The organism is Variovorax sp. GW821-FHT09A10 (assembly GCF_059418385.1).
In genome coordinates this window covers 1073593-1099495 of record NZ_JBWKPT010000001.1, presented here as the reverse complement: position 1 = coordinate 1099495, position 25903 = coordinate 1073593, and the positions used below count along the sequence as shown (strand labels likewise).

Below are 25903 nucleotides of genomic sequence, written 5' to 3'. Positions count from 1 at the left end.
GGCGCCCGGGAGGAAATACCGTTTGCTGATGCGACCCCATCGCTATTTCTGATGGTCGGGCGCGGGGCCTCGCGCCGCGTGATGGCCGTGGCCACATTGATGCGCCAGATTCATATATCTATCCGATAAATCCATTTCCCTTTTCAATGCCCAGCGTGTCCAATCCTGCGGCCACGTCGGACAAGGCGCGCTCCCGACACACCACCTCGGACACAATGAATTCCATGAAACGAACCACCCGCGCCGCGCTTGCCGCGGCTGCGCTGGTGCTGGCCGCGGTGCCCGCACTGGCCCAGAACTACCCGAACCGGCCCATCCGCCTGATCGTGCCGTTCCCGGCGGCCGGTGCCACCGACCTGTTTGCCCGCACGCTGGGCCAGAAGATGGGCGAGAAGCTCGGCGCCACGCTGGTGGTCGACAACAAGCCCGGCGCGGGCGGTGCGATCGGTTCCGACCAGGCCGCCAAGGCGCCGCCCGACGGCTACACGCTGCTGCTCGCGACCACGAGCACGCACGCCATCGGCCCGGCCATCACGCCGAAGCTGCCCTACGACACGGTGCGCGACTTCACGCCCATCGCCCACGTGGGCGATGCGCCGAGCATCATGCTGGTGCCGATCAACACGCCCGCCAAGACGGTGCGCGAATGGATCGACAACGCCAAGAAGAACCCCGGCAAGCTCAACTACGCATCGAGCGGCAACGGCACCATCGTGCAGCTCACGGCGGAGCTGTTCAAGGCGCAGGCCGGCGTGTTCGTCACGCACATCCCCTACCGCGGCACGGCGCTGGCGGTGCCCGATCTCATCAGCGGCAAGGTCGACGTGCTGTTCGACTCGCTGCCCACCGGCATGCCGCACGTGCGCGACGGCCGGCTGCGCGCGCTGGGCGTGACCTCGCTCAAGCGCAGCCCGCTCGCGCCCGAGCTGCCGCCCATCGCCGACACGCTGCCCGGCTTCGAGTCGACCACCTGGTTCGGCTTCTACGGCCCGAAGGGCCTGCCGGCCGACATCGTGGCGCGCGTGAACAAGGCCGCCAACGAGGCGCTGGCCGATCCGGAGCTGAAGGACAAGCTCGCGCGCCTGGGCATCGAGCCGGCGAACGCGGGCACGCCCGAGCAGTTCGCAAAGATGGTGGCCATCGACGCCGCCAAATGGAAAAAGATCGTCGTCGATCGCAAGATCACGAACGACTAACGAGAGCACGCCGACATGAACTTCGACTTCAACAATCCCTACCTCTCGACCCGCCTCCCGGTCTTTGCGCGCAACGTGGTCGCCACGTCGCACCCGCTGGCTGCACAAGCCGGCCTGCGGATTCTTCAGCAGGGCGGCAACGCGGTCGATGCGGCCATTGCCACGGCCGCCGTGATGACGCTGGTCGAGCCCGTGAGCAACGGCCTGGGCAGCGACGCTTTCTGCATCCTGTGGGACGGCAAGGAACTGCACGGCCTGAACGCTTCGGGCCCTGCGCCGAAGGCCTGGACGCCCGACTACTTCAAGGCCAAATACGGCGCCGACGCCGCCACGCCGCCGATGCGCGGCATCGATTCGGTGACGGTGCCGGGCGCGGTGCGCGGCTGGGTCGCGATGAGCGAGCGCTTCGGCAAGCTGCCGTTCGCCGACCTGATGGCGCCCGCCATCGACATCGCAGAGCGCGGCTACCTCGTGCCGCCGGTGGTGCAGGGTAAGTGGGCGGCGGCCACGCCGATCCTGCAGTCGCAACCCGGCTTCGCGCAGGCCTTCCTGCCCTGGGGCCGCGCGCCCGAGGTCGGCGAGCTGTTCCGCTTCACCGCGGCGGCCCGCGCGCTCAAGGCCATCGCCCGCACCAAGGGCGAGGCCTACTACAGCGGCGAGATCGCCGAGGCCATCGCCAAGTTCTCGAAGGAGCAGGGCGGCGCGCTCACCGTGGCCGACATGGCGGCCTACCAGCCCGAGTGGGTCAAGCCCATCTCGCGCGACTACCGCGGCCACACGCTGCACGAGATCCCGCCGAACGGCCAGGGCATCGCCGCGCTGATCGCGCTGGGCATCCTCGAGAAGTTCGACATCGCCTCGCTGCCGGTCGACTCCGTGCAGTCGCAGCACCTGCAGATCGAAGCCATGAAGCTGGCCTTCGCCGACGTGTACCGCTACGTGTCGGAGCGCAAGACCATGGAAGTGACGACCGAGCAGATGCTCGACGACGCCTACCTCGCCTCGCGCGCCCGCCTCATCGACGTGAACAAGGCGCAGGACTTCAAGGCCGGCAACCCCGTCAAGGGCGGCACCATCTACCTCACGGCCGCGGACGAGAGCGGCATGATGGTGAGCTTCATCCAGAGCAACTACATGGGCTTCGGCTCGGGTTGCGTGGAGCCCGAGTTCGGCATCAGCCTGCAGAACCGCGGCCACGGCTTCAGCCTCAAGGCCGAGAGCCCGAACGTGGTGGCACCGGGCAAGCGCCCGTTCCACACCATCATCCCGGCCTTCCTCACCAAGGACGGCCAGCCGGTGATGAGCTTCGGCGTGATGGGCGGCAACATGCAGCCGCAGGGCCACATGCAGACGCTGGTGCGCATGCTCGACTACGGCCAGAACCCGCAGGCCGCGTGCGATGCACCGCGCTGGCGCTTCAACGCGGGGCTCGAGATCAACGTCGAGGCCGCGATGAATGCCAACACGCTGCAAGGCCTGCGCGACCTGGGCCACCACCTCGAGGTGATCAACGACTCCTACCAGGACTTCGGCGCCGGCCAGTTCATCTGGCGCGCGGGCGAGCCTTCGGTGGAAGGCTACGTGGCCGCGAGCGATCCGCGCCGCGACGGCCTCGCTGCAGGCTACTGAGGATCAAGGGATGATCGGGGGATGAACAAGACAGCCGCATCGGTCGGCATTCCCCCGCACGGACACGAGGCCGCCCGCAAGGGCTACGCCACCGGTCTCGTCCTGGCCACGCTGGGCGCCATCGCGTTCAGCGGCAAGGCCATCATCGTCAAGCTGGCGTACCGCTACGGCGTCGACGCCATCACGCTCATCATGCTGCGCATGCTCTTCGCGCTGCCGCTGTTCGCGCTGATGGCGTGGTGGGCCGGGCGCGGCAAGCCGGCGCTCACGACGCGCGACTGGCTCGGCATCCTCGGGCTCGGCTTCTCGGGCTACTACCTCGCGAGCTTTCTCGACTTTGCGGGGCTGGCCTACATCTCGGCCAGCTTCGAGCGGCTGATTCTTTACCTCAACCCCACGCTGGTGCTGTTCTTCGGCTGGCTGCTGTACCGGCGCCGCCCGACGCGCCCGCAGGTGTTCGGCATGGTCGTGAGCTACGCCGGCGTGCTGCTGGTGTTCGGCCACGAGCTGTGGACCGGCGGCGACGGCAAGGGCGGCGGCGCGGCCGCGTGGGGCGCGTTCCTCGTGTTCCTGAGCGCGGTGAGCTATGCGGGCTACCTCGTGTACAGCGGCGAGTTCGTCAAGCGGCTCGGGTCGCTGCGGCTCGTGGGGCTGGCGACCACCGTGGCCTGCGTGCTGTGCATCCTGCAGTTCGTGCTCACGCGGCCGATGAGCGCGGCGATGGCGGTCGCGCCCGAGGTGATCTGGCTGTCGGTGCTCAACGCCACGCTGTGCACGGCGGTGCCTGTCCTCATGGTGATGATGGCCATCGAGCGCATCGGCCCCGCCATTGCGGCGCAAACCGGCATGATCGGGCCCCTGTCGACCATCCTCATGGGGGTGGTCATACTGGGTGAGCCGTTCACCGCGTGGATCGCGGCCGGCACGGTGCTCGTCATCGCGGGCATCTTCGTTTTCACACGCAAGGGGCGTTAGCCGTCCTTGCAACATCGATCGATCGATCGACGGGAGCAAACACATGGATCTGGGCATTGCAGGCAGGACCGCACTCGTGTGCGGCGCGAGCAAGGGGTTGGGCTACGGCTGCGCCGAGGCGCTGGTGCGCGAGGGCGTCAACGTGGTGATCGTGGCGCGCGGCGCCGAGGCGCTCGACGCAGCAGCCAAGCAGCTGGTGGCAGCGGCCGGGCCGTCGGGTCCGTTCGTCAAGCACGTGGCGGCCGACATCACGACCGAAGCCGGCCGCGCGGCCGTGTTCGCGCTGGGCCACGACTTCGACATCGTCGTCACCAACGCTGGCGGTCCGCCCCCCGGCGACTTCCGCAACTGGGACCGCGAGGCGTGGATCAAGGCGGTGGACGCCAACATGCTCACGCCCATCGAGCTCATCAAGGCCACGGTGGACGGCATGGCCAAGCGCGGCTTCGGCCGCATCGTCAACATCACGTCGAGCTCGGTGAAGTCGCCGATCGACATCCTGGGCCTGTCGAACGGCGCGCGCAGCGGCCTCACGGGCTTCGTGGCCGGCGTGGCGCGCACGTCGGTGGCGGCGCAGGGCGTGACCATCAACAACCTGCTGCCGGGCTCCTTCGAGACCGACCGCCTCAAGGGCACGATGGCCGGCGCGGCGCAGAAGTCGGGCCAGGATTTCGACACCGTGTGGGAAGCGCGCAAGAAGAACATTCCGGCCAAACGCTTCGGCAACCCGGCGGAGTTCGGCGCGATCTGCGCCTTCCTGTGCAGCATGCAGGCCGGCTACATGACCGGCCAGAACGTGCTGGCAGACGGCGGCGCGTACCCCGGCACTTACTGACCGAAGCAGCGGCGCGTGTTCAGCGCCGCGACGACACCACGATCCCGCCCACGATCAGCACGAAGGCGGCGCCGTGGTACCAGTACGGCGCCTCGCCGAGGAAGGCCGCCGACAGCACGGCCGCGAACAGCGGCGTGAGGTTCATGAAGATGCTCGCCGCCTGCGGCCCCGCGCGCTGCACGCCGGTGCCCCAGCAGCGGTAGGCCAGCACGGCCGGGCCGATGCCGATGAACAGCATCGCCGCAATGAGCGGCCAGCCCAGGTCAATGTGGGCAGGTGTGAACGTCCATTCGCCGGCGGCCAGCGCACCTGACCAAGCCACGCCGAACACCAGCTGCGCCATGAGGAAGGCGGCCCAGTCGCTGCGCACATTGACGGGCTCGTGCGTGCGTGCCAGCAGCCAGCTGTAGAAGGCCCAGGCGATGGTGCCCGCGATCATGTACAGGTCGCCCGGCACCAGCCGCAGCGCCAGCAGCTGCTGCCACTCGCCGCGGCTCAGCACCAGCAGCACGCCCAGCATCGACAGCAGCGCGCCGCCCAGCGCGCGCCGGCTGACGCGCGCGCCGAAGCACAGCGTGCCCACGGCCAGCATCCACAGCGGCAGGCTGGAGCCCACCAGCGTGACGTTGATCGGCGTGGAGGTCTGCAGCGCCAGGTACTGGAAGGCGTTGTACAGGCCGATGCCCAGCAGGCCCAGCAGTGCGTAGCGCCGCCAGTGCGCCCACAGCGGGCTGTCGCGGCGCAGCACCCAGGCCGCCAGCGGCAGCAGCAGCACGAACGCGATCACCCAGCGCACGAAGTTCAGCGTCAGCGGCGACACCAGCGCACGCACCAGCCGGCCGACCACCGCGTTGCCGGCCCACAGCAGCGGCGGCACGGTGAGGAGCAGGGCGGTGAGGGGCGTGAGGCGGTGGTGCGATGCGGAAGACATGGCCGCCGACTCTACCGGGCCCGCGCAGTGTCCGTGGCCCGTCGAGAAATGGTCAAACGTGGCACGATGCCCGTCCCATTCTTTTTTCCCCTGCGTGGAGACAGCAACGATGTTGAGCAAAGCCGTCCGTATCGACCGCCACGGCGGTCCCGAGGAACTGAAGGTCGTCGAGGTCGAGGTGGGCGAGCCCGGCCCCGGCGAGATCCGCATCCGCCACAAGGCCGTGGGCCTGAACTTCATCGACACCTACCAGCGCACCGGCCTGTACCCGTTCCAGATGCCGCTGCAGCTGGGCATGGAAGCCTCGGGCATCGTCGAGGCGGTGGGCGAGGGCGTGACGCACCTGAAGGTGGGCGACCGCGCCGCCTACGCGAGCCAGCCGCCCGGCGCGTATTGCGAGCTGCGCGTGATGCCGGCCAAGTGCGTGTGCAAGCTGCCCGACGACATCTCCTTCGAGACCGGCGCGGCCATGATGCTCAAGGGCCTCACCGCGCAGTACCTGCTGAAGAAGACGCTGCCCGCCGAAGGCTTGCAACCCGGCGACTTTGTGCTGTTCCATGCGGCGGCCGGCGGTGTCGGCCTCATCGCCTGCCAGTGGGCCAAGGCGCTCGGCCTGCAGCTCATCGGCACGGCCGGCAGCGACGCCAAGTGCCAGCTCGCGCTGGCGCACGGCGCGGCGCACGCCATCAACTACAGCACCGAGAACTTCGCGGCACGCGTGAAGGAGATCACCGGCGGCCAGGGCGTGAAGGTGGTGTACGACTCGGTCGGCAAGGACACCTTCGAAGGCTCCATCGACAGCCTGCGCCCCTTCGGCCTGCTGGCGATCTTCGGCAACGGCTCGGGCCCGGTGCCGCCGGTCAACCTCGGCCTGCTGGCCTCGAAGGGTTCGCTCTACGTGACGCGCCCGACGCTGTTCACGCACATCGCCACGCGCGAGCGCACGCAGGCCATGGCCGACGACCTGTTCGCGGTGGTGCAAAGCGGCGCGGTGAAGATCCCGATCGACCAGCGCTACGCCCTGGCCGACGTGCAGCAGGCGCACCGCGACCTCGAGGCGCGCAAGACCACGGGCTGCACGATCCTCACGCTCTGAGTCCGACGGCGGCCGGCGGGTGATGTCCTACGCGCGGTGGGGTGTCACACCTTCGACTTGTGGCGGGCGCAATTTGTAGCCTGCACTTGTCCCTCCCGCAGAGCCCGCCATGACCACCGTCCGCGCCTTCATCGTCGAAGACAACCCCGCCCAGCGCGCCAGCCTGGCGGGCACGCTGCGCGAGATGGCGCGCATCGATCCGGTCGGCCAGGCCGAATCGGAGGCCGAGGGCACGCGCTGGCTCACGCGCAACCCGGCGCTGTGGGACCTGGCCATCGTCGATCTGTTTCTGGGCGACGGCACCGGCTTCAGCGTGCTCGAGGCCTGCCGCAACCGCGACCCGAGGCAGAAGATGGTGGTGCTGAGCAACCACGCCACGCCCGAGACGCGCCGCAAGTGCGCGCAGCTCGGCGCCGACGCGGTGTTCGACAAGGCCACCGAGGTCGAGGAGCTGATCGACTTCTGCGTGCGCCAGCGCCAGGAGCGCTTCTTCAGCGCGCCTTCGTCGGCGGGGCCGCGGGCGCCTCACTGAGCGCGGCCGTCTCGCGCACCATGCGCCAGACCCGCTGCGCGAGCGGCGACAGCTCGCGGTTGCGGCGCCGGATCAGCATGATCGCGCGCTGCACGTTGGGCACCAGCGGGCGCACCACCAGCCGCGCCAGCCCCTCGGGCGGCAGCGACAGGCCCGGCATCACGCTGATGCCGATGCCGGCCTCGACCATGCGGAACACGGTGGTCGCATGGCCCAGCTGCTGCTTCACGTCGCAGCGCGCGCCGTGCCGCTCCAGCGCCTGGTCGATGAGGCGCCGGCTGCCCGAGGCGTGGTCGAGCAGCACCAGCGGCTGGCCGTCGAGCGCCGACCAGTTCACCGAGGCTTTCTTTTCCGTCAGCCGGTGGCCGGGCAGCGTGACCACCATGAAGGGGTCGTTGAGGATCGACTCGCAGTGCAGGTCGTCGGCCTCGGAGGGCTCGATCACCACGCCGAAGTCGACCTCGCCGCTGCGCACGCTGTCCAGCACGTCCTGCTGGATGCGGTCGAGCAGCAAGAACTGGATGCCCGGCGCCTGCACCGCGCAGGCCGCGATGCAGTCGGGCATGAGGTTGGCCGAGAGCGTGGGGCTGCTGGCCACGCGCACCTTGCCGCCGCGCGCGCTGGCCAGGCCGGCCACGTCCTGCAGGGTCTGGTCGAGTTCGTCGAGCACGCGGTCGAGCCGGGCCGCGAACGAGTGGCCGGCTTCGGTCAGCACCACTTCGCGCGTGGTGCGGTCCAGCAGCTTGAGGCCGAGCTGGGCTTCGAGCTCCGAGATCGACCGGCTCACCGCCGGCTGGCTCAGGCCCACCTGGTCGCCGGCGCGGCTGAAGTTGCGGCCCTCGGCCACCGAGCGGAAGACGCGGAGTTGGCGCAGCGTGACGTTCATGCGCTCAAATCATATATCCATCCGATAAATCCATTTCTCTTTTGAATGGGCGGAAGGTCCAATGCAGGCCATGGCACGTTCACGCTTTCTCCCCGACAACTTCACGCTCACGCTCGTCGCGGTCGTCACCCTGGCCAGCCTGCTGCCCGCGAGCGGCCGTGTGGCGCATTTCTTCGAGGGCCTGACCACGGTCGCGATCGGGCTGCTGTTCTTCCTGCACGGCGCCAAGCTGTCGCGCGAGGCGATCCTCGCGGGCATCACGCATTGGCGGCTGCACCTGCTGGTGTTCGCCTGCACCTTCATCCTGTTCCCGGTGCTGGGGCTCGCGCTGCGGCCTGTGCTGGGGCCGCTGGTGACGCCGCAGCTGTACACGGGCGTGCTGTTCCTGTGCGTGCTGCCGGCCACGGTGCAGTCGGCCATCGCCTTCACGGCCATGGCGCGCGGCAACATGCCGGCCGCCATCTGCAGCGCGTCGGCCTCGACGCTGCTGGGCGTGTTCATCACGCCGGTGCTGGTGAGCCTGGTGGTGCTGCCTGAAGGCGGCGCGGTGGCGTCGTCTTCGTCGCTCGACGCGATCGGGCGCATCCTGCTGCAACTGCTGGTGCCGTTCGTCATCGGTCACCTGTCGCGCCCGCTGATCGGCAAGTGGATCCAGAAGCGCGCCGCGGTGCTGAAGTTTGTGGACCAGGGCTCGATCCTGCTGGTGGTCTACACGGCGTTCAGCGCAGCCGTGATCGAAGGGCTCTGGAAGCAGATTCCCGTGAGCGCGCTGCTGGGCCTGCTGCTGGTGTGCGGCGTGCTGCTGGCGCTGGCGCTGGGCCTCACGACGTTCATGGCGCGGCGCTTCGGCTTCAACATCGAAGACGAGATCACCATCGTCTTCTGCGGCTCCAAGAAGAGCCTGGCGAGCGGGATTCCGATGGCCAAGGTGCTGTTCGCCTCGCACGCCGTCGGCGCGATCGTGCTGCCGCTGATGCTGTTCCACCAGATGCAGCTGATGGTGTGCGCGGTGCTGGCGCAGCGCTACGCACGGCGCGCGGCGCCAGCCCCGGCGCCTGCGCTTCGCACGGCCGAGTAGCCTTTTCGGCGCAAGGCGTTCACGCACCGGCCGGCGCGTGAACGCAAAACAACACCCGCGAGGGGAGGGCTGGTGTCCACCAGATTCCTCCAATTTTGAACAGGACCATCCGGTCAGCGGCTCGATGAAGAGCAGCTGAAAACCCCGGAGAAACCTGAATGAAGAAATCCCTCACGGCACTCGCCGCGCTGGCCGTCACCGGCCTGGCTTCTGCCCAATCGTCGGTCACCCTGTTCGGCGTCGTCGATGCCGGCGTGAGCTACCAGAGCGCCACCTCGCGCAACCCCGTCACGGGCACCACCAGCAAGCAGAGCCAATGGAGCCTGGCCAACTCGGGCTACAACTCCAGCCGCATCGGCTTTCGCGGCACGGAAGACCTGGGCGGCGGGCTCGCCGCCAGCTTCTGGCTCGAGGCGCCGATCAGCAACGACGACGGCGCCACCGGCATCGCCAACTTCAACCGCCGTTCCACCGTCAGCCTGTCGGGCGGCTTCGGCGAAGTGCGGCTGGGCCGCGACTACACGGCCACGTTCTGGAACGACACGGTGTTCGACCCGTTCGGCACCAACGGCTCGGGCTCGAGCGTGATCAACACGGTGAGCGGCAGCACCGCGCTGGGCAACACGAACTACGTGCGCGCCAGCAATATGGTTGGCTACTTCCTGCCGCCGAACCTGGGCGGCTTCTACGGTCAGCTGCAGTACAGCCTGAACGAGAACACGAAGACGAGCGCGACCGACACCACCGCTGCCACCAGCAGCAGTGCGGGCCGCTACGTCGGCGGGCGTTTCGGCTATGCGAACGGGCCGCTGGACATCGCGCTGGCGGTGGGCCAGAACGTGGCGGTCGACACCACCACGCTCACGCGCAAGGTGCAGACCATCAACCTCGGCGCGTCGTACGACTTCGGTCCGGTCAAGCTGTTCGGCGAGTTGTCGAACGTGAAAAACAAGTTCGACCTTGCGGCGCTGGGCAACCGCCGCGACAGCTACAACGGCTACCTGATCGGCGCGAGCATGCCGGTGGGCGCGGGCCTGATCCGCGCGTCGTACTCGACGGTGCGCTACAACGAAGGCGCGGTCGGCGTCACGGGCGACGATCCGCGTGCGAACAAGCTCGCGATCGGCTACGTGCACAACCTGTCCAAGCGCACGGCGCTGTACGCCACCGTGGCGCGCGTGAGCAACCGCAACGACGCGAACTACACGGGCAGCCTCACGGCCGCCAGCACCACGGGCTACGGCAGCACGGGCGTGGGCTACTCGGGCCTGCCGCGTTCGTCGACGGGCTACGACTTCGGCATCCGCCACGCGTTCTGACCGGCCTCCGTTCGCGTGTGGCGGCGCTGCCGGTGCACGCGAACGGGCCCTGCCGTCGAACCAGTCATGCATCGATTCACATGATCCGAATTCATCACCTCGCAGGCGTGCTGGCAGCCCTTGGCCTGTCGGGCTGCATCGTGCTGCCGCCGCCTCTTTTTCCGCCCGGGCCACCGCCGGGGTTTCGCGAGGGGCCCCCGCCACGCTGCGAGGCTCCGAGCGGCTGCGCGCGGCCGGCCTTTCCTGAAACGCGCTGAGGACTGGCGACCGTGTACGGCAGTTCACTCGGCCTGGTCATTGCCACGCTCATCGGCCTCGGCCTGACCGGCGTGCTCGCGCTGATGGGCGCGCTGTTCGTCGCCAACGCCCGCGCGGCCGTGCACGCCCGTGGCCTTGCGCAGCAGGCCCGCACCGAGCTGCACCAGCACCTGGCGGACAGCCGCGTGCAGGATCTGCGGCCTTTGCTCGGCACTGAATCTGGCGATGCAACATCGCTGCACCTCGATGTGGACCTGCCCGCGGAAGCGGTGCCGGTCTTCGGCATTCCATCGGAGCTGCGCGAGTTGCTGGCCAAGGTGGCCGCGCATGCCGCGCGCGTGATGGCGGCGGACGCGACGCTGCAGGTGCGCGCGCGCATCGAAGGCACGCAGGCCGTCGTTCACTGGCGCGACCTCGACGCTGACAGCGAACGGCCCCCGCTGGCGCGCTTCTTCGATGCGCTCGACGCCGCCTCGCTGGCCAGTGCGCGCATCTGCGAGCGCATCGCGGGGCGCCACGGCGGGCGCATCTATTCGGCGCCGGACGACGGCGGCGTGCTCGGGTTGACGCTGCGCCTGCCGCTGTACGCGCCGGCGGTGGCCGCCGGATCAGTCGACTGAGGTGCGCGTCGGCCCCGACGCGGCCGGTACGCCCGAAAGTTCAAGGGCTTCGAGCGCCTCGTACTCCACCGCCAGGAAGTCCACCAGCTTGCGCACCGACGGCAGCAGGCCGCGGCGCGAGGGGAACACCGCATGCACGATGCCGCTGCGCGGCGCCCATTGCGGCAGCGCGTCGACGAGGCGGCCGGCCTGCAGGTCGTCGCGCACCATCATCGTCGGCATCTTGGCCACGCCCACGCCCTGCAGGGCGGCATGGCGCAGCGCGGCCATGTCGTCGGTCACCAGGCGGGGCTGGTGGCGCACCTCGGCGCTCGCGCCGTCGGGGCCTTCGAGCGACCAGGTGTGGTGCGGCTGGGCCGGGCCGAGGTCCAGGCTGGGCAGCAGGCCGATGTCGGCGGGGCTGGCCGGCGCCGTCAGGCCTTCGAGCAGGCGCGGGTGGGCCACCAGCCGCTGCGTGCTGTGGCCCAGCACCTTCATCACGAGGTCGGTGTCTTCGAGGGGCGGAAAGCGCACGCGCAGCGCGAGGTCGAAGCCTTCGCGGATCACGTCGACACGGCGGTTGGTGCTCTCCAGCTGCACCGTCACGCGCGGGCATTCGGTCATGAAGCGGGCGATCATCTCGGCCACCTGGTAGTACACGAGCGCCGGCGGGCACGACAGCCGCACCAGCCCCTGCGGCTGGGCCTGCAGGCGGTCGATGGCCTCCTGCGCGGCGTCGGCCTCGACCAGCATGGCCACGCAATGCTCGTAGTACTGGCGGCCGATGTCGGTGACGCTGAAGCGGCGCGTGGAGCGCTGGATCAGGCGCACGCCCAGCCGCTCCTCGAGCAGCGCGATGCGCCGGCTCAGGCTCGACTTGGGCACGCTGAGCGCGCGGCCGGCCGGGGCAAAACCGCCGTGGTCGACCACCTGGGCGTAGTAGTAGAGATCGTTCAGGTCGCGCATGGCTTTTTTGGGGCCCTCCGTGCCGTTGATCGTTCGCCAGATGGAACGATGAGGGCGAATTCTGGCATCTACTCAAAGCATCGTTGCGGCCCCATCCTTGATCCATGGCTTTCCCGTTCCGGGCGAGCCGCCAGATGGAAAGGAACACAGACCATGAAGAAGATCCTCGGCACCTACAGCGCACCGCGCCCGCACTGGGTGGGCGACGGTTTTCCCGTGCGCTCGCTGTTCAGCTACGACACGCTGGGCCGCCACGCCAGCCCCTTCTTGCTGCTCGACTACGCCGGCCCGGCTCAGTTCACGCCGACCGCACAGCCGCGCGGCGTGGGCCAGCACCCGCACCGCGGCTTCGAGACCGTGACCATCGTCTACAAGGGCGAGGTGTCGCACCGCGACTCGACCGGGCAGGGCGGCACCATCGGCCCCGGCGACGTGCAATGGATGACCGCCGGCGCGGGCATCCTGCACGAGGAGTTCCATTCCGAAGCGTTCACGCGCGACGGCGGCGAGCTCGAGATGGTGCAGCTGTGGGTCAACCTGCCCGCCCGGGACAAGATGGCCACACCCGGCTACCAGGCCATCGTCGATGCGCAGATTCCGTCGGTGCCGCTGCCGGAAGGCGCGGGCAGCGTGCGCGTGATCGCGGGCGACTACCTCGGCCACAAGGGGCCGGCCCGCACCTTCACGCCCATCGACGTGTGGGACCTGCGCCTGAACCAGGGTGCGCAGGTGACGCTGCCGGTGCCCGAAGGCCACACGGCTGCGGTGGTGGTGCTGCGCGGCACGGTGCAGGTGAACGGCGAGACGGTCGTGCGCGACGCGCAGATGGTGCTGCTCGACCGCGCGGGCGACGCGCTCACGCTGGACGCCAACAACGACGCGGTGGTGCTGCTGCTGAGCGGCGAGCCGATCGACGAGCCCATCGTCGGCCACGGCCCGTTCGTGATGAACACGCGCGACGAGATCGTGCAGGCGATGAAGGACTTCGGCAGCGGGAAGTTCGGGCAGATGCCGGAGGCCGTGGCGCACTGAGCGCCCACCGCCGCCCTGGTTGAAGAATCAGGCGGCGGTGAGCATGCCGCGGGTTTCGATGAAGGCGACCACCTCGGCGACGCCCGTGAGCGTCTTGAGGTTGGTCATCACGTAGGGGCGCTGGCGGCGCATGCGCTGGGTGTCCTGTTCCATCACGTCGAGGTTCGCGCCCACGTAGGGTGCGAGGTCGGTCTTGTTGATGACGAACAGGTCGCTCTTGGTGATGCCGGGGCCGCCCTTGCGCGGGATCTTTTCGCCGGCCGCCACGTCGATCACGTAGATGGTGAGGTCCGACAACTCGGGGCTGAAGGTGGCCGCGAGGTTGTCGCCGCCCGATTCGACGAACACGATGTCGGCGTCGGGAAAGTCTTCGAGCATGCGGTCGATGGCTTCGAGATTGATCGACGCGTCTTCGCGGATCGCGGTGTGCGGGCAGCCGCCGGTTTCCACGCCCATGATGCGCTCGGCCGGCAGCGCGCCGGCCACAGTGAGCAGGCGCTGGTCTTCCTTGGTGTAGATGTCGTTGGTGATGGCGACGAGGTCGTACTTGTCGCGCATCGCCTTGCAGAGCATTTCGAGCAGGGTGGTCTTGCCCGAGCCGACGGGGCCGCCGATGCCCACGCGCAGCGGCGGGAGCTTCTTGGTGCGGTTCGGGATGTGGTGCAGGGCGGAGGTCATGGGCGAAAAGGTCCGGTTCGGTCAGCTTCGGAAGAGGCGGGAATATTGTGTTTCATGGCGGGCCGACAACACCGCCAGCAGGGGCGCGAAGGCCTGGCGCTCGTCGTCGCCCAGGGCCATCGCACGGTCGACGGCCGCAGGGATTTCATTCGCGAGCCGCGCGAGGATGCGCTGGCCCGCGCTCTGACCCAGCGGCACGGCCTTGACGGCGGCGGCGACCATGTTCTCGGCCCAGCCGAAGGCGAAGGCCAGGCAGCCGTCCTGCACCGAGGCTTCGGTGCGGCTGGCGGCGAACGCGAAGGCCACGGGGTAGGTCGCGGGCAGGCCGGCGAAGACCTCGGCCGTGTCGGCGTGGTGCAGCTTGAGCCACTCGACGAAGGAGCGGCCCATCTGCTCGGTCTGCAGGAAGAACTCGGCGGATTCGCGGGTGTGCAGCACCCAGTCGTTGAGGGTGCGGATGCGTTGCGCGTCGTTCGCGCGCCAGGCGGTGATCGCCTGGGCGGCCAGGGCGAGGTCGCCGCGCGCGAAGCTCAGGTGCAGCTGGTCGGAGAGCCACTCGGTGGCGCTGGCTTCTGAATGGATGCCGGCCCATTCGACCGCGGCCTCGACGCCCTCGGAATACGAGAAGCCGCCGACCGGCAGGGCGGGGGAGGCCAGCCAGATGAGCTGGAGGAGGCTGTGCGGGGTCGGCATTTGTTTATGGGCGCGCGCCGCTGTTCAGGGCGCGTGCGCAGGCCACCGGGCACTTCCCTCCGCGAATGTCCCCCGGGCTTCGCCCTCCTCCTTGACTTCGCTGCGGGAAGCACCCAGTGTCCTGCGCACGGGAAGGGCGGTGGGTCATTTCAATGCGAGTGGCTGTGGCCGTGATCGTCGTCGAGCAGTTCGGGGGCGAGCACGAGGGGCTTGGGGCCGCTCTTGCCGTGGGAATGTCCGTGGTCGTGGCCATGGTCGTGGTCATGACTGTGGCCGCCATGCGAATGCCCTTGCGCGCCGTACGCGCCGCCTTCGGGCTCGAAGGCTTCCTCGACGGCGACGACGATCAGGTGCATCGAACGCAGCATGTCGGCCAGCACGTGGTCGGGTTCGATCTTCAGGTGGTCGGGCTTGAGCTCGATCGGCACATGCCGGTTGCCCAGGTGGTAGGCCGCGCGCGTCAGGTCGAAGGGCGTGCCGTGGGCGGTGCAGTGCGTGATGCGCAGCACCGGCTGCGGCGCCGCGATCACGCGCACCAGCGAGCCGTCTTCCGCCACCAGCACGTCGCCGCCGCGCACCGCGGTGCCGCGCGGCAGGAAGATGCCGATCTGCCGGCCCTGCGAGTCGGTGGCGTCGAAACGGCTTTTCTGGCGCACGTCCCAGTCGAGTTCGATGGTGGCGGCACGCTTGAGCAGCACGGGCGCGAGACCGCGGCCCTGGGGCATGAGTTTGTTGGCGGTGAGCATGGCGGGTTGCGGGGTCGAATGAGGCCGATGAATGTAGCGCCTCTTGCAGCCCCTGTTCGGCGTGGTGTCCCAAGCCCGTCGGCGAGGCCAACGTGCCGAGAACGGGCTTTCCTTGGTTAGCAAATATCGGGCCTTGTGGGCTCGGGGGCTTGCCTGCGCGCCCCATCCGCCCCAGCATCCGCGTCATGAACAGCCTGGCCTACCTGACGACCGATGTCGCGACCCCGCTGCGTTTCGACTACTGGCACGACGTCGTGTGCCGCCACTGCATTCCCGCGGCCAGCCGTGCGATGACGGCCGAGCCGTTCGAAGGGCGGCTCGATGTGCGCGACGTCGGCGCGGTCAGCGTCAACCGCATGTCGGCGCCGGTGCATCACTGGTCGCGCGACGCGCCCCACCTGCGCCGGCATCCGCTGGACGACCTGTGGCTGGCGTTCGTGCAGGAGGGCGAGGGCACCTTGGTGCAAGGCGGGCGGCAGGGGCGGTTGCGCAGCGGCGACATGCTGCTCTACGACGCCGGCCGGCCGTTCGAATGCACGCTGGACGCGCGCTCGGTCTACCTGGCGCGCATGCCGCGCCGGCTGCTGCTGCGGCGTTTCGCGAAGGCCGAGGACTTCACCGCCCGCACCATCGCCGCGGACCGCCCCGGCGCGGCGCCGCTGCACGCGATGCTGCGGGAGACGGCGAACCCGGCCTTTGCGCAGCCCCAATCCGCCGCGGCCGAACGCTTCGGCGGCGCGCTCATCGACCTGCTGGCCGTGACGCTCGAGCTGCAGCAGGACATGACTGGCGACGCCGGCGCCGAGCGCGGCCTGCATGCGCGCATGACGGCCTACATTGAACGCCACCTGGACGACCCGGCGCTGTCGCTCGAGGCGCTGGCGCAGGCGCACCATGTCTCGGCACGCACCGTGGCGCGGGCGTTCGCGCGCCAGGGCGAGACGGCGATGGGGGCGGTCTGGCAGGCGCGCCTGGCGGCCAGCCGCGAGGCGCTGGTGGGCGGGCGCGCGCACAGCGTGACCGACGTCGCGTTCCAGCACGGGTTTTCCGACCTGTCGCATTTCAGCCGGGTCTTCCGCAAGGCCTACGGCTGCGCGCCGCACACGCTGCTGAAGCCGCGCTGAGCGCCGCGTGCGGGGTGTCCGCCCCAGCACAAGTGCATGTCCGAAAGAGACCAGCGCGGGCCGCCGTGCGCCGATAAGGTTCGCCCGGGGTGGCAGCTTCGCCACTTGGATTCAGACCTTCTTTCTCAACCCTACACATGCGGGAGTCAGTCATGGCGGACAAGGAATTGCATCATCTCGAACTGCTGGAAGTCGGCCGGCAGATCCAGTCGCGCGAGCGCTCGTCGGAAGAGGTCACGCGCGCCATGCTCGCGCGCATCGAGGCCGTCGACGGCCGCTTGCGCAGCTACGCGACGCGCATGGACGCGCAGGCGCTCGACGAAGCGCGCCGCGCCGACACCGAAATCGCCGCCGGCCGCGCGCGCGGACCGCTGCACGGCGTGCCGCTGGCCGTGAAGGATCTTCTGTGGACCGAGGGCGTGCCGAGCGCGCACGGCATGACGATCCACAAAGCGTTCCGCCCGACGGAAGACGCGACCGTGGTGCACCGCCTGCGCGAGGCCGGCGCGGTGATCCTGGGCAAGCTGCAGCAGACCGAAGGCGCCTTTGCCGACCACCATCCGCAGATCGCGTCGCCGGTCAACCCGTGGGACGCCACGCTGTGGCCCGGCGTGTCGTCCAGCGGCTCGGGCGTGGCCACGGCGGCGGGGCTGTGCTTCGGCGCGCTGGGCACCGACACGGGCGGATCGATCCGCTTTCCGTCGGCGGCCAACGGCATCACCGGCCTGAAGCCGACATGGGGACGGGTGAGTCGCCACGGCGCCTTCGAACTCGCCGCCTCGCTCGACCACATCGGCCCGATGACGCGCAGCGCCGCCGACGCGGGCGCGATGCTGGCGGCCATCGCCGGCGCCGACCCGCGCGACCCCACGGCGAGCACACTGCCGGTGCCCGACTACCTGGCGACGATGACGCGCGGCCTGGCCGGCCTGCGCGTGGGCATCGACCCCGCGTGGACGCTGGACCGCGTGGACGCCCCCACGCGCGCCACGCTCGCGGCTGCGATCCGCACGGTCGAATCGCTGGGCGCTTCGGTGCGCGAGGTGGTGTTTCCCGACACGACGCAGGCCGTGCTCGACTGGTCGCCGCTGTGCGCGGTCGAGACCGCCGTGGCGCACGAGGCCACGTACCCGTCGCGGCGTGCGGAGTACGGCCCGGGCCTCTCGGGGCTGATCGACCTGGGCCTGTCGCAAAGCGCCACCGACTACCAGAAGCTGCTGCTGCGCCGCGCCGATTTCACCGGCCGCGTGCGCACGTTCTTCGAAGAGGTCGACCTGCTGCTGATCCCGGCCATTCCCTTCGCGGCGCCGACGCTCGAGCGTGCCGGCCAGCTCGGCGTGGACCCGGAGCTGCTGGCAGGCATGCTGCGCTACACCTGCCCGTTCGACCTCACGGGCAGCCCCACGCTCACCTTGCCGGGCGGCGCCACCGAGGCGGGCGTGCCGGTGGCCTTCCAGTTCGTGGCGCCGCACTTCGGCGAAGACCTGCTGGTGCGCGCGGGCTGGGCGTTCCAGCGGGCGACCGACTGGCACCGTCGGCACCCGGCGGTGTAAGTCACCGCAGCAGCCCCAGCGCGGCTTCGTTCAGAACAGGAAGTAGCGCTGCGCCATCGGCAGCACCTTGGCCGGCTCGCAGGTCAGCAGCTGGCCATCGGCGCGCACGGCATAGGTCTGCGCGTCGATCTCCATCTTCGGCGTGTAGCCGTTGTGGATCAGGTCCTGCTTGCGCACGTTGCGGATGTTCTTCACTGCGCTGAGGTGCTTGCTCAGGCCGTAGCGTTCCTTGATGCCCGCGGCCAGCCCGGCCTGCGAGACGAAGGTCAGCGAGCTCTTGGCGAGCGAGCCGCCGTAGGCACCGAACATCGGCCGGAAGTGCACCGGCTGCGGCGTGGGAATCGACGCGCTGGGGTCGCCCATCGCGGCCATCGCGATGGTGCCGCCCTTGATGATGGTGAAGGGCTTCACGCCGAAGAAGGCCGGCTTCCAGACCACGAGGTCGGCCCACTTGCCGACTTCGATGGAGCCCACCTCGTGCGCGATGCCGTGCGCGAGGGCCGGGTTGATCGTGTACTTGGCGACGTAGCGCCGCGCGCGGAAGTTGTCGTTGCGCTCGCTGTCCTCGGGCAGCGTGCCGCGCTGCTGCTTCATCTTGTGCGCGGTCTGCCAGGTGCGGATCACCACCTCGCCGACGCGGCCCATGGCCTGGCTGTCGGAGCTGAACATGCTGATCGCGCCCAGGTCGTGCAGCACGTCTTCGGCGGCGATGGTTTCCTTGCGGATGCGCGACTCGGCAAAGGCCAGGTCCTCGGCGATGCCGGCATCGAGGTGGTGGCACACCATGAGCATGTCGACGTGCTCGTCGAGCGTGTTCACGGTGTAAGGCATCGTCGGGTTGGTCGACGAGGGCAGGAAATTCGACTCGCCCACCACGCGCAGGATGTCGGGCGCATGGCCGCCGCCCGCGCCCTCGGTGTGGAAGGCGCAGATGGCGCGCCCGCCCACGGCGGCGATGGTGTTCTCGACGAAGCCCGATTCGTTCAGCGTGTCGCTGTGGATCGCCACCTGCGTGTCGGTGGCGTCGGCCACGTCCAGGCAGTTGCTGATGGCCGACGGCGTGGTGCCCCAGTCTTCATGCAGCTTCAGGCCCATGACGCCGGCCTCGATCTGCTCGTGCAGCGCGTCGGGCAGGCTGGCATTGCCCTTGCCGAGGAAGCCCAGGTTCATCGGGAAGGCGTCGGCCGCCTGCAGCATGCGCTCGATGTGCCAGGGGCCGGGCGTGGCGGTGGTCGCGAAGGTGCCGGTGGCCGGGCCGGTGCCGCCGCCGAGCATGGTCGTCACGCCCGAGGCCAGCGCTTCCTCGATCTGCTGCGGGCAGATGAAGTGGATGTGGCTGTCGATGCCGCCCGCAGTGACGATGGTGCCCTCGCAGCTGATGATCTCGGTGCCCGGGCCGATGACGATGTCCACGCCCGGCTGCACGTCGGGGTTGCCGGCCTTGCCGATGGCGGCGATGCGGCCGTCCTTCAGGCCGATGTCGGCCTTCACGATGCCCCAGTGGTCGAGGATGAGGGCGTTGGTCATCACCGTGTCGACGGCGCCCTGCGCGCGCGTGCGCTGCGACTGCGCCATGCCGTCGCGGATCGTCTTGCCGCCGCCGAACTTCACCTCTTCGCCGTAGCCGCCGGCGCGCAGCGTGTAGTCGGCCTCCACTTCGATCAGCAGGTCGGTGTCCGCAAGGCGGACCCGGTCGCCCACGGTGGGGCCGAAGATTTCTGCGTAGGCGCGTCGCCCGATGGTGGCCATGTTTTAGAGCTTTCCTTGAACCAGGCCGCGAAAGCCGTAGACGATGCGATCGCCCGAGAAGTCGACCAGCTCGACGGTGCGTTGCTGGCCCGGCTCGAAGCGCACCGCGGCGCCCGAGGCGATGTTCAGCCGCATGCCGCGCGCGGCGGCGCGGTCGAAGTCGAGGGCGCCGTTGGTCTCGGCAAAGTGATAGTGCGAGCCGACCTGGATCGGCCGGTCGGCCGTGTTGCGCACCACCAGCGTGAGGGCGCGGCGGCCGGGGTTGAGCGTGTGCTCGCCGTCGTCGGTGAGGAGTTCGCCGGGCGTCATGGCCGCCTCAGACCGCCTGGGCCAGCAGCGTGGCGCCCAGGGCGACGACGGCGGCACCGGCCACGCGCGGCAGCCAGGCGTTGGCATGGCGCAGCGCCCAGCCCAGCGCGATGCCGGCCGCGTGCAGCAGCAGCGTGGCGCTGACCATGCCGGCCAGCGTGAGGGCCGCGCCGTGCTCGCCCGCGAGTTCGTGGCCGTGCGCCACGCCGTGGAAGACGGCGAACAGGCCCACGACGGCCATGGCGACGCCGGCCGGCAGGTGCACGCGCGTGGCGACCAGCAGGCCCAGCACCAGCAGTGAGGCCGCGATCATCGGTTCGACGGCCGGCAGCTGCACACCGGCCAGCCCGGCCAGCGCGCCCGCGAGCAGCATGCCCGCGAAGGCCAGCGGCGCCCACAGCAGGTCGGGCCAGGCGCGGCGCGCGACCAGCGCGCTCCACAGGCCGACCGCGACCATCGCCGCGAGGTGGTCGGCGCCGGTGAGTGGGTGCATGAAGCCGGTGACGAAACCGTGGTGCACGCCGCCGTCGACGCCCGTGTGGGCGCTGGCGGCCAGCGGCAGCAGGAGGGTGACGAGCAGGGCGGAAGTCTTTGCGAAGCGCATGAAAGGGTCTTTCTTCTTGTGGCGGAGGTTCAGACGATCGGCTGGTGGACGGTCACGAGCTTGGTGCCGTCGGGAAAACTGGCCTCGACCTGGATGTCGGGAATCATCTCGGCGATGCCGTCCATCACGTCGGCGCGGGTGAGCACGCTGCGGCCCTCGCTCATCAGCTCGGCGACGCTCTTGCCGTCGCGGGCGCCTTCCATCACGGCGGCGGTGATCAGCGCGACGGCTTCCGGGTAGTTGAGCTTGAGCCCGCGCGCCTTGCGGCGCTCGGCCAGCAGCGCCGCCGTGAAGATCAGCAGCTTGTCTTTTTCGCGCGGGGTCAGTTCCATGGCGGGAGTGGGGTCGGGTGGCGGTCGGTGATTATGGGCAAGGCTGTGGCTTTGCAACAGTCGTGCCCTGTTCGCCAAATGCCGTACCCGGTGGCACGGAAGCTGCACCGAAACGGTGTGAATCCCGCCGACCCACCTCTCCTGACCGACGACGCCCCCCAGCGCATCGTCAAGGTGCGGCGCGACTACAACAGCTGGGTCGCGAGCGAAACGCTCGAGGACTACGCGCTGCGCTACACGCCGCAGCGCTTTCGCAAATGGTCCGAATGGCGGGTGGCCAACACGGCGTTCGGGGCGGCCTCGTTCCTGGTGCTGGAGGCGGTCGGCGCCACGCTGCTGGTGCAGTACGGCTTTGCCAATGCCTTCTGGGCGATCCTGGTCACGGCGCTCATCATCTTCCTGGCCGGACTGCCGATCAGCGTGTACGCGGCGCGCTACGGCGTCGACATGGACCTGCTCACCCGCGGCGCGGGCTTCGGCTACATCGGCTCCACGCTCACCTCGCTGATCTACGCGAGCTTCACCTTCATCTTCTTCGCGCTCGAGGCGGCCGTGATGGCCTATGCGCTCGAGCTGGCGCTGGGCATTCCGCCGGTGTGGGGCTACCTGGTGTGTGCGCTGGTGGTGATTCCGCTGGTCACGCACGGGGTGTCGGTGATCAGCCGGCTGCAGCTGTGGACGCAGCCGCTGTGGCTGCTGATGCTGGTGGTGCCCTTTGTCTTCGTGCTGGTGCGCGATCCTGGTGCGTTCGCGGGCATCACGCACTACGGAGGGGCGAAGTCGGGCGCACAAGGATTCAACCTGCACCTGTTCGGTGCCGCGCTGACGGTCGGCATCGCGCTCATCACGCAGATGGGCGAGCAGGCCGACTACCTGCGCTTCATGCCGGCGCGCACCGCGGGCACGGCGCGCCGCTGGTGGGCCGGGGTGCTGGCTGGCGGGCCGGGCTGGGTGGTGCTGGGCGTGGTCAAGATGCTGGGCGGCGCGGCGCTGGCCTACCTGGCGATCACGCACATGGTGCCGGTGGAGCGCGCGGTCGATCCGAACCAGATGTACCTGGCGGCCTACGAGTACGTGTTTCCGAACTACGGCTGGGCGGTGGCGGCGACGGCGCTGTTCGTGGTGGTCTCGCAGCTGAAGATCAACGTGACGAACGCCTATGCCGGTTCGCTGGCCTGGAGCAATTTCTTCTCGCGCGTGGCGCATAGCCATCCGGGGCGCGTGGTGTGGGTGGTGTTCAACGCGCTCATCGCCTTCATGCTGATGGAGATGAACGTGTTCGAGGCGCTGGGCGATGTGCTGGGGCTCTTCGCCAACATCGCCATCGCCTGGATGATGGCCGTGGTGGCCGACCTGGTCGTCAACAAGCCGCTGGGGCTGTCGCCGCCGGGCATCGAGTTCAAGCGCGCGCACCTGTGGGACATCAACCCGGTGGGCGTGGGCGCGATGGCGCTGGCGTCGGTGCTGTCGATCACCGCGCACCTGGGCGTGTTCGGGCCGCTGGCGCAGGCCTTCTCTGCGTTGATTGCGCTGGGCACGGCGCTGGTCGCGTCGCCGCTGCTGGCGTGGGCCACGGGCGGCAAGTACTACCTGGCGCGCACCTCCGACGCGGGCGGCTCGGTGCTGTTCACGCCGGCCGCGGGCGGGCGCAAGGTGCGCTGGGCGCGGGTCGAACCCTCGCCGGACGAGGGTGGCAGCTACCAGCGATTGAAGGTGCAGCACTGCGTGATCTGCGAGCGCGAGTACGAAGGCCCCGACATGGCGCACTGCCCGGCCTACCAGGGCGCGATCTGCTCGCTGTGCTGCACGCTCGACGCGCGCTGCGGCGACCTGTGCAAGCCGCACGCGAGCCTGTCGGCGCAGTGGTCCGCGGTGTTGCGCTGGCTGCTGCCGCGCCGCAGCTGGCGCTACCTGGACACGGGGCTCGGGCACTTCCTGCTGCTGATGCTGGTCATCGTGCCGCTGCTGGCGGTGGTGTTCGGCGTGCTCTACCAGCAGGAGCTGCGGGCCCTGAGCGAAGGCGCACTCGCGCTGGCGGCGCAGGCCGACGTGGGCGGGGCGCTGGTCGCGGTGCAGCAGGCGTCGCTGCGCTCGGGTTTTCTCAAGGCCTACATGGCGCTCTTGGTCATCGCGGGCATCGTCGCGTGGTGGCTGGTGCTGGCGCACCAGAGCCGCAAGGTGGCGCAGGAAGAGTCGAACCGCCAGACCCACCTGCTGGTGCGCGAGATTGCCCTGCACCGCGAGACCGACCGCGCACTGCAGGACGCCAAGCAGAGCGCCGAAGAGGCCCGCGAGATCGCCGAGCACGCCAAGCTCGCGGCCGACCAGGCGCGGCGCGCGGCGGACCTCGCGAACCAGGCCAAGAGCCGCTACATCAGCGCCATCAGCCACGAGCTGCGCACGCCGCTCAACAGCATCCTGGGCTACGCGCAGCTCATGGGCGAAGACCACTCGGTGCCGCCGCACCGCCAGCAGGCGGTGGCCGTGATCAAGCGCGGCGGCGAGCACCTGCTGTCGCTCATCGAGGGCACGCTGGCCATCGCCCACATCGAGGCCGGCAAGCTCACGCTCGATGCGCGGCCGATGCGCTTTGCCGATGCGATGCGCGAGCTGGCCGACATGTTCGAGCTGCAAGCGGCCGAGAAGGGCCTGCGCTTCCGTTTCGAGGCGGCAGGCACGCTGCCCGACGTGGTGCGCGCCGACGAAAAGCGCGTGAGCCAGATCCTCATCAACCTGCTGGGCAATGCGATCAAGTTCACGGCGGCGGGGCAGGTGACCTTGCGCATTTCGTACGCGCGCGAGTTCGCCGCCATCGAGATCGAGGACACCGGGCCGGGCATGACGGCGGCCGACATCGAGCGCATCTTCGAGCCCTTCGCGCGCGGCCACGCGGCGGTGTCGTCGGCGCCGGGCGCGGGCCTGGGCCTGACCATCGCGAAGATGCTGACCGACCTGATGGGCGGCGAGATGAAGGTGCGCAGCACGCCGGGCGAGGGCTCGCTGTTCTGCGTGCGGCTGTTCCTGCCGCGGGTGCACGAGGCGGTCGCGGGCAGTGCGCGCGTTGCACCGGCGCCGCGCGCGCGGCGCGGCTACGAGGGCGCGCGCCGGCGCCTGCTGGTGGTCGACAACGAGGAGGCCGACCGCGAGCTGCTGGGCCATGTGCTCGCGCCGCTGGGCTTCGAACTGCGCAGTGCGGCCAGCGGGCACGATGCGCTGGACCTCATCGCCGCCGGCTACCGGCCCGACGCCATGTTCGTCGACCTCGCGATGCCCGGCATCGACGGCTGGGAGACCATCCGCCGCGCGCGCAAGCTGGGGCTGGCCGAGGCGTCGGTGGCCATCGTCTCGGCCAACGCTTTCGACAAGGGGCTGGACAACGACGTGGGCATTGCGCCCGAAGATTTCTTCGTCAAGCCTGTGCGCCACACCGAACTGCTCGACTGGCTGGAGCGTCGGCTGGCCCTGCAGTGGACCGACACCGCCGACCGGCCCGCGCCCGCCGCGGCCGCGCCGCGCGCGATGCAGCCGCCGTCGCTGGCGCGCTTGCGCGCGCTCGACGAGGCGGTGAGCCTGGGCTACTTCCGGGGCATCATGAACCAGCTCGACGACATCGACGCCGCGCAGCCCGAGTGCGCCGCGTGGACCGAGGCCCAGCGCGCGCTGGCCCGCCAGTTCCAGTTCGAGGCCATGGGCCGCGCGCTGGCCGAAGCCGCCGAGGGCGCCGCATGACCCTGTTGTCTCCACCGACCCTGCCCGCTTCGCCGCTCGCCCGGACGCTGCGAGAGCAGCAGGGCTCCCACGGCGACCTGGTGCTGATCGTCGACGACGTGCCCGACAACCTCGCCGTGCTGCACGACGCGCTCGACGAATCGGGCTACACCGTGCTCATCGCCACGAACGGCGAGCAGGCGCTGCAGCGCGCCGCGCAGGCACGGCCCGACATCGTGCTGCTCGACGCGATGATGCCGGGCATCGACGGCTTCGAGGTGGCGCGCCGGCTCAAGGCCGATGCGGCCACCGCGCACATCCCCATCGTGTTCATGACGGGCCTCACCGAAACCGAGCACCTCGTGGCCGCGCTCGAGGCGGGCGGGGTCGACTACGTCACCAAGCCGATCAAGCCGAAGGAAGTGCTGGCGCGCATGAACGTGCACCTGCAGGGCGCCCGCCGCGCGCGGCAGGAGGCGCACCAGGCCGGGCAGGCGCGCAATGCGCTCGACGCCTTCGGCTACGCGAGCATCACCGTGCGGCTGCCCGAGGGGCGGCTGATCTGGCAGACGGCGCTGGCGCGCGAGCTGCTGGCGCGCTACTGCGAGACGCAGGCGCCCGAGACGCCGCCGGCCGTGCTTGGCTGGCTGCGCCAGCACGCGCCCGACGCCCGCGCACGCGGCATCGAGCCGCCCGCGCTGGTGATCGCGCAGGGCGCGCGCAGCCTGAGCCTGCGGCTGCACCGCCAGACCGGCGAGGACGACGCCGGCGACGAATGGATGATCGTCATGCGCGAGGTGTCCGACACCGCCGTGATCGAGGCCATGAGCCTGAGCCTGAAGCTCACGGCGCGCGAGGCCGAGGTGCTGTACTGGGTGGTCAAGGGCAAGACCAACAAGGACATCGGCGAAATCCTCGGCAGCAGCCCGGCCACCGCCAAGAAGCACCTGGAGCGCGTGTACGTGAAGCTGGGCGTGGAGACGCGCACGGCAGCAGCCGGCGTGGCGATCAAGCGCATCCGCGAGCTGCAGCCGCAGTTCGAGTTCTGAGGTCGTGAAGGGTGCGAGGGCCGCGC

24 protein-coding genes are annotated in these 25903 nt (G+C 69.7%); 14 read left to right on the top strand and 10 right to left on the bottom strand.

Going from position 1 to position 25903, the window contains the following annotated elements; translation table 11 throughout:
• Nucleotides 1-224 precede the first annotated feature (224 nt).
• The 4 genes from AC07Q9_RS05275 to AC07Q9_RS05260 are packed head-to-tail and all read left to right on the top strand — an operon-like array spanning nt 225 to nt 4635.
• The gene (locus tag AC07Q9_RS05275; RefSeq protein WP_495307805.1) at nt 225-1196 is read left to right on the top strand and encodes a Bug family tripartite tricarboxylate transporter substrate binding protein; all 972 of its coding nucleotides are present in this window, start codon (nt 225-227) and stop codon (nt 1194-1196) included.
• Nucleotides 1197-1211: 15 nt separating this feature from the next.
• Complete coding sequence (locus AC07Q9_RS05270; RefSeq protein ID WP_495307803.1) at nt 1212-2825, top strand: gamma-glutamyltransferase family protein; 1614 nt, start codon at nt 1212-1214, stop codon at nt 2823-2825.
• 21 nt (nt 2826-2846) lie between these two features.
• Nucleotides 2847-3800, top strand: a complete 954-nt coding sequence (locus tag AC07Q9_RS05265; protein ID WP_070063637.1) for a DMT family transporter — start codon at nt 2847-2849, stop codon at nt 3798-3800.
• 43 nt (nt 3801-3843) lie between these two features.
• Entirely contained in the window at nt 3844-4635 is a 792-nt protein-coding gene (locus tag AC07Q9_RS05260) for an SDR family oxidoreductase (RefSeq protein WP_159274987.1), read from the top strand.
• A 19-nt stretch (nt 4636-4654) separates the two neighbouring features.
• Here AC07Q9_RS05260 and AC07Q9_RS05255 read toward each other — a convergent pair whose 3' ends face one another.
• Nucleotides 4655-5566 (bottom strand): DMT family transporter, encoded by a 912-nt coding sequence (locus tag AC07Q9_RS05255; protein WP_495307801.1) that lies wholly within the window; start codon nt 5564-5566, stop codon nt 4655-4657.
• 109 nt (nt 5567-5675) lie between these two features.
• Here AC07Q9_RS05255 and AC07Q9_RS05250 point away from each other — a divergent pair, with 109 nt between their 5' ends.
• Nucleotides 5676-6662 carry a quinone oxidoreductase family protein gene (locus AC07Q9_RS05250; protein ID WP_095949395.1) on the top strand — a complete coding sequence of 329 codons (987 nt, stop codon included), beginning with the start codon at nt 5676-5678 and terminating at the stop codon, nt 6660-6662.
• A gap of 109 nt (nt 6663-6771) precedes the next feature.
• Nucleotides 6772-7194: a response regulator gene (locus AC07Q9_RS05245; RefSeq protein ID WP_095743895.1), complete on the top strand. Its 423-nt coding sequence runs from the start codon at nt 6772-6774 to the stop codon at nt 7192-7194.
• On the opposite strand, the gene AC07Q9_RS05240 is transcribed toward AC07Q9_RS05245, so the two are convergent.
• Nucleotides 7154-8080 (bottom strand): LysR family transcriptional regulator, encoded by a 927-nt coding sequence (locus AC07Q9_RS05240; protein WP_062479435.1) that lies wholly within the window; start codon nt 8078-8080, stop codon nt 7154-7156. The genes AC07Q9_RS05245 and AC07Q9_RS05240 overlap by 41 nt on opposite strands.
• A 70-nt stretch (nt 8081-8150) precedes the next feature.
• Here AC07Q9_RS05240 and AC07Q9_RS05235 point away from each other — a divergent pair, with 70 nt between their 5' ends.
• The 3 genes from AC07Q9_RS05235 (at nt 8151) to AC07Q9_RS05225 (ending at nt 11355) form a co-directional block, all read left to right on the top strand.
• Complete coding sequence (locus tag AC07Q9_RS05235; RefSeq protein WP_095747468.1) at nt 8151-9158, top strand: bile acid:sodium symporter family protein; 1008 nt, start codon at nt 8151-8153, stop codon at nt 9156-9158.
• Between the two features lie 158 nt (nt 9159-9316).
• Nucleotides 9317-10477, top strand: coding sequence for a porin (locus AC07Q9_RS05230; protein ID WP_495307799.1), 1161 nt, complete (start codon nt 9317-9319; stop codon nt 10475-10477).
• A gap of 269 nt (nt 10478-10746) precedes the next feature.
• Nucleotides 10747-11355, top strand: a complete 609-nt coding sequence (locus tag AC07Q9_RS05225) for an ATP-binding protein (protein WP_495307797.1) — start codon at nt 10747-10749, stop codon at nt 11353-11355.
• On the opposite strand, the gene AC07Q9_RS05220 is transcribed toward AC07Q9_RS05225, so the two are convergent.
• Complete coding sequence (locus AC07Q9_RS05220; protein WP_495307795.1) at nt 11344-12300, bottom strand: LysR family transcriptional regulator; 957 nt, start codon at nt 12298-12300, stop codon at nt 11344-11346. The genes AC07Q9_RS05225 and AC07Q9_RS05220 overlap by 12 nt on opposite strands.
• 153 nt (nt 12301-12453) lie before the next feature.
• Between AC07Q9_RS05220 and AC07Q9_RS05215 the strand changes: the two genes are divergently transcribed.
• Nucleotides 12454-13332 (top strand): pirin family protein, encoded by an 879-nt coding sequence (locus AC07Q9_RS05215; RefSeq protein WP_495307794.1) that lies wholly within the window; start codon nt 12454-12456, stop codon nt 13330-13332.
• 27 nt (nt 13333-13359) lie between these two features.
• Here AC07Q9_RS05215 and ureG read toward each other — a convergent pair whose 3' ends face one another.
• The 3 genes from ureG to ureE all read right to left on the bottom strand — a co-directional run bounded on the left by ureG (nt 13360) and on the right by ureE (nt 15449).
• Complete coding sequence (gene ureG / locus AC07Q9_RS05210) at nt 13360-14010, bottom strand: urease accessory protein UreG (RefSeq protein ID WP_095949388.1); 651 nt, start codon at nt 14008-14010, stop codon at nt 13360-13362.
• A gap of 21 nt (nt 14011-14031) precedes the next feature.
• Nucleotides 14032-14703 carry an urease accessory protein UreF gene (locus AC07Q9_RS05205; protein WP_495307793.1) on the bottom strand — a complete coding sequence of 224 codons (672 nt, stop codon included), beginning with the start codon at nt 14701-14703 and terminating at the stop codon, nt 14032-14034.
• A gap of 149 nt (nt 14704-14852) precedes the next feature.
• Complete coding sequence (ureE, locus tag AC07Q9_RS05200; protein ID WP_495307791.1) at nt 14853-15449, bottom strand: urease accessory protein UreE; 597 nt, start codon at nt 15447-15449, stop codon at nt 14853-14855.
• Nucleotides 15450-15634: 185 nt separating this feature from the next.
• Between ureE and AC07Q9_RS05195 the strand changes: the two genes are divergently transcribed.
• Together AC07Q9_RS05195 and AC07Q9_RS05190 are read left to right on the top strand one after the other, a co-directional pair.
• A complete protein-coding gene (locus AC07Q9_RS05195) occupies nt 15635-16573 on the top strand; it encodes an AraC-like ligand-binding domain-containing protein (RefSeq protein WP_495307789.1) in 939 nt (312 codons plus the stop codon).
• A gap of 152 nt (nt 16574-16725) precedes the next feature.
• Nucleotides 16726-18126 (top strand): amidase, encoded by a 1401-nt coding sequence (locus AC07Q9_RS05190; protein ID WP_495307788.1) that lies wholly within the window; start codon nt 16726-16728, stop codon nt 18124-18126.
• Between the two features lie 30 nt (nt 18127-18156).
• On the opposite strand, the gene ureC is transcribed toward AC07Q9_RS05190, so the two are convergent.
• From ureC to AC07Q9_RS05170, 4 genes are read right to left on the bottom strand one after another with little or no spacing between them, the layout of a single operon-like run.
• Nucleotides 18157-19875: an urease subunit alpha gene (ureC, locus tag AC07Q9_RS05185; RefSeq protein ID WP_095949383.1), complete on the bottom strand. Its 1719-nt coding sequence runs from the start codon at nt 19873-19875 to the stop codon at nt 18157-18159.
• A gap of 3 nt (nt 19876-19878) precedes the next feature.
• Nucleotides 19879-20184 (bottom strand): urease subunit beta, encoded by a 306-nt coding sequence (locus tag AC07Q9_RS05180; protein ID WP_070063624.1) that lies wholly within the window; start codon nt 20182-20184, stop codon nt 19879-19881.
• Between the two features lie 7 nt (nt 20185-20191).
• A complete protein-coding gene (locus AC07Q9_RS05175; protein ID WP_495260839.1) occupies nt 20192-20788 on the bottom strand; it encodes a HupE/UreJ family protein in 597 nt (198 codons plus the stop codon).
• 29 nt (nt 20789-20817) lie between these two features.
• Complete coding sequence (locus AC07Q9_RS05170; RefSeq protein ID WP_062474548.1) at nt 20818-21120, bottom strand: urease subunit gamma; 303 nt, start codon at nt 21118-21120, stop codon at nt 20818-20820.
• A gap of 78 nt (nt 21121-21198) precedes the next feature.
• Here AC07Q9_RS05170 and AC07Q9_RS05165 point away from each other — a divergent pair, with 78 nt between their 5' ends.
• Together AC07Q9_RS05165 and AC07Q9_RS05160 are read left to right on the top strand one after the other, a co-directional pair.
• On the top strand, nt 21199-24849 hold the full coding sequence (locus AC07Q9_RS05165) for a hybrid sensor histidine kinase/response regulator (RefSeq protein ID WP_495307786.1): 3651 nt from the start codon (nt 21199-21201) through the stop codon (nt 24847-24849).
• On the top strand, nt 24846-25877 hold the full coding sequence (locus AC07Q9_RS05160; protein WP_495307785.1) for a response regulator: 1032 nt from the start codon (nt 24846-24848) through the stop codon (nt 25875-25877). Before AC07Q9_RS05165 ends, AC07Q9_RS05160 begins: the two co-directional genes overlap by 4 nt.
• Nucleotides 25878-25903: the final 26 nt, after the last annotated feature.